General features: G+C 72.0%; 2 protein-coding genes. Both read left to right on the top strand.

From position 1 onward, the window contains the following. Nucleotides 1–1918: condensation domain-containing protein (locus tag IEJ02_RS47575; protein ID WP_223865614.1), on the top strand; the 1918-nt coding region annotated here is incomplete at its 5' end. Further along, the coding region (locus tag IEJ02_RS47570; RefSeq protein ID WP_223865613.1) for a condensation domain-containing protein at nt 1915–3285 on the top strand (1371 nt) is incomplete at its 3' end. The genes IEJ02_RS47575 and IEJ02_RS47570, both read left to right, overlap by 4 nt.

The following is a 3285-nucleotide window of genomic DNA, read 5'->3' as shown; positions in this document are numbered from 1 at the left end:
GTTTGTGCGGGGGCGGTTGCCGGAGTTCATGGTGCCGGGTGCGTGGGTGGTGTTGGATCGGCTGCCCGTGACGGCGAACGGGAAGCTGGACCGGCGGGCCCTGCCGGTGCCGGAGGTCCGGGCGTCTGGTTCGGGCCGTGCGCCACGTACGGCGGTGGAGCGGACACTGTGCCGTGTGTACGCCGAGGTGCTGGGCCTGGAGCGGGTGGGGGCCGAGGACGGCTTCTACGACCTCGGCGGGGACAGCATCTCCACCATCCAGCTGGTCAGCCGGGCGAGAGCGGCCGGGCTGGTCATCACTCCGGCCGATGTGTTCGCCCACAAGACGGTGGCCCGGCTGGCGCACACGGCGACGCCCGCGACCGATGCGGCCCGTGACCAGGCGGCCGACGTCCCGGTCGGCGAGGTGACACCGACCCCCATCATGGAGTGGCTCCGTGAGCAGGGCGGCCCGGTCGACGGGTTCTGCCAGGCGATGCTGATGACCACACCCGCCGGAGCCGGTACCCCGCAGCTCGCGGACGTCCTGCGGGCCCTGACCGACCACCACGACGCGCTGCGGCTCCGGTTGGCGGACCGCCCCGACGGGGGATGGTCACCCGAGGTGGCGACGGTGGGAACGGTACGGGCCGCGCAGCGAGTGCGCCGTATCGAGACCACGGACGGCCAACCCCCGGAAGGCCTGCTGGCCGAGCAGTTCACCGCCGCCCGTGGCCGCCTCGACTCGAGGGCGGGGGTGATGTGGCAGGCGGTGCACTTCGACGCCGGGCCCCGGCATCAGGGGCGACTCCTGCTGGTCATCCACCACCTGGCGGTCGACGGTGTCTCATGGCGCATCCTGCTGCCGGACCTGGCGGCCGCCTGGGCGGCGGTGACGGCGGTGACGGCGGTGGGGGCGGCGGGGGCGGCGGCGGAACGGCCGGTGGAGTGGCAACCGGTCGGCACGTCGTTCCGCCGCTGGGCCGCACTGCTGGCCGCCGAGGCGGACACGGAGGCCCGGGAGGGGGAGCTGCGCCACTGGGAGGAGGTCCTGGCCGATGTACGGCCCGTAGTGGCGGGGCGGACCGGCGGCCGGGGCACCTTCGGGACCGCCGGAAACATGGCGCTGCCCATGCCAGGTGAGGACACCGAGCCATTGCTGACCCGAGTGCCCGGGGCGTTCCACGCCGGTGTGCACGATGTGCTGCTCGCCGCGTTCGCCGTGGCCCTCGACACGTGGCGGGAGCGCCATGGCCTGGGCGCCGCCGGCGGGCCCGTGGTGGTGGACGTGGAAGGACACGGCCGGTCACACCCCCTGGCCGAGGAGGTGGACCTCTCGCGCACCGTCGGATGGTTCACCGCCCTCTATCCCGTCCGGCTGGAACCGGGCCGCGTGGACCAGGAGGAGATCCGCCGTGGCGGTCCCGCGCTCGGCCGTGCGGTCAAGCGCGTCAAGGAGCAGCTGCGGGCCCTCCCCGGCCAGGGACTCGGCTACGGGCTTCTGCGCTATCTCAACCCCCGCACCCGTCCCCGCCTCGCCGCGCTCCCGACCCCCGATATCCGGTTCAACTACCTCGGCCGTATCGCCGCACCGCGCGGCGGGGCACCGTGGACACCCGCCGGGGACGGTGCGAGTGGGCTGCTCATGGCGGGCGCGGACGCCGACGCCCCGCTGCCCTACGCCCTGGAGCTGAACGCCGTCACGTACGACGGCCCCGACGGCCCGCGCCTGGTGGCGCACTGGTCCTGGGCCCGTGGGCTGCTCACCGAGGAGGAGGTGAGCGACCTCGCACAGACCTGGTTCACCGTGTTGAAGGCCATCACGGCGCATGCCGAACGCCCGGACGCCGGCGGCCGCACACCCTCCGACCTCCCCCTGGTGAACCTCAACCAGGACCAGATCGACCGTCTCGAGGCAGCGTGGAGGAAGAAGCGATGACACAGTCAGGACTGCTCGACGTCTTGCCGCTGTCGCCCTTGCAGGAAGGGCTGCTCTTCCACGCCGTGCATGATGTCCACGCCGTGCATGATGTCCACGGCGTCCACGGCGTGCATGACGGGAGCGGTGGCGACGGGTACACCGTCCAGATCGTCCTCCGGCTGGAGGGGCACCTGCGCCCGGCCGTGCTCCGGGCGGCGGCCGAAACGCTCCTGGACCGCCACCAGAACCTCCGCGCCGCCTTCCTGCACGAGGGGATGGACCAGCCCATCCAGGTCATCCCCCGCGAGATCGAACTGCCGTGGGAGGAGATCGACCTCACCGACACCGCAGAGGCCGGAGCTGAAGCCGAAGCCGAGCGCCACGCCGCGTGCGAGCGCGTGCTCGACGAGGAGCGAAACCATCGGTTCGACCCCACCGAACCCCCGCTGATCCGCTTCACCCTGATCCGTATCGGCACCGACCGTCACGTACTGGCGCTCACCAACCACCACATCCTGCTCGACGGCTGGTCTTATCCGGTCCTGCTCCGCGAACTGTTCGAGCTCTACGCCCGCGGAGGCGACGACAGCCATCTGCCGCCGGTGACCCCCTACCGGGACTACCTCGCCTGGCTCGGGGCGCGGGACCGGGAAACGGCGGAGGAAGGGTGGCGGCAGGCCCTGGCCGGGCTCGAGGAACCCACCCTGCTGGCCCCGGCCGCCAACCCGGCACGCCCGGCCCGGCGGGACCGGGTAGCACGGGAGCTCCCCGGTGACCTCACCGACCGGCTGGACGGCTGGGCACGCGACCACGGGCTGACCCTCGGCACCGTCATCCAGGGCGCCTGGGCCATCATGCTGCACCGCCTGACCGGCCGCGACGACGTGGTCTTCGGCATCACCACGGCCGGGAGGCCACCGGAGCTCCCGGGCGTCGAGAGCATGGTCGGACTGTTCATCAACACCGTGCCGGTGCGGATCACACTCGACCAGGACGAGACCCTGGCCACGCTGCTCGCCCGGGTGCAGAAGGAGCACGTCCGTCTCCTGGACCGCCAGTACACCGGCCTCACCGAGGTGTGCCAACTGGCCGGACACCCACAGCTCTTCGACTCGCTCGTCGTCGTGGAGAACTACCCCATGGACCCGGACGCCGTCTGCCCCCCGGACACCGGCCTCCGGGTGACCGACATCAGCGGCCACGACGGCACCCACTACCCGCTCAACCTGGTCGTCTTCCCCGGCGAGACCCTACGTCTTCGACTGGACTACCGCGCTGATGTGTTCGACCGCGTCACGGTCGAGAGCGTGCTGCGGCGTCTGTCCGCCTTGTTGGAGGCGGTGGTGGTGGATGTGGGTGGGTGTGTGGGTGGGGTGGAGTTGGTG

The sequence above is a fragment of the Streptomyces sp. 5-10 genome (assembly GCF_014712245.1).
In the GTDB taxonomy this organism is placed as follows: Bacteria; Actinomycetota; Actinomycetes; order Streptomycetales; family Streptomycetaceae; genus Streptomyces; species Streptomyces violaceusniger.
The sequence above is the reverse complement of the archived record's forward strand: the minus strand, read 5'-3'. Positions and strand labels throughout refer to the sequence as shown.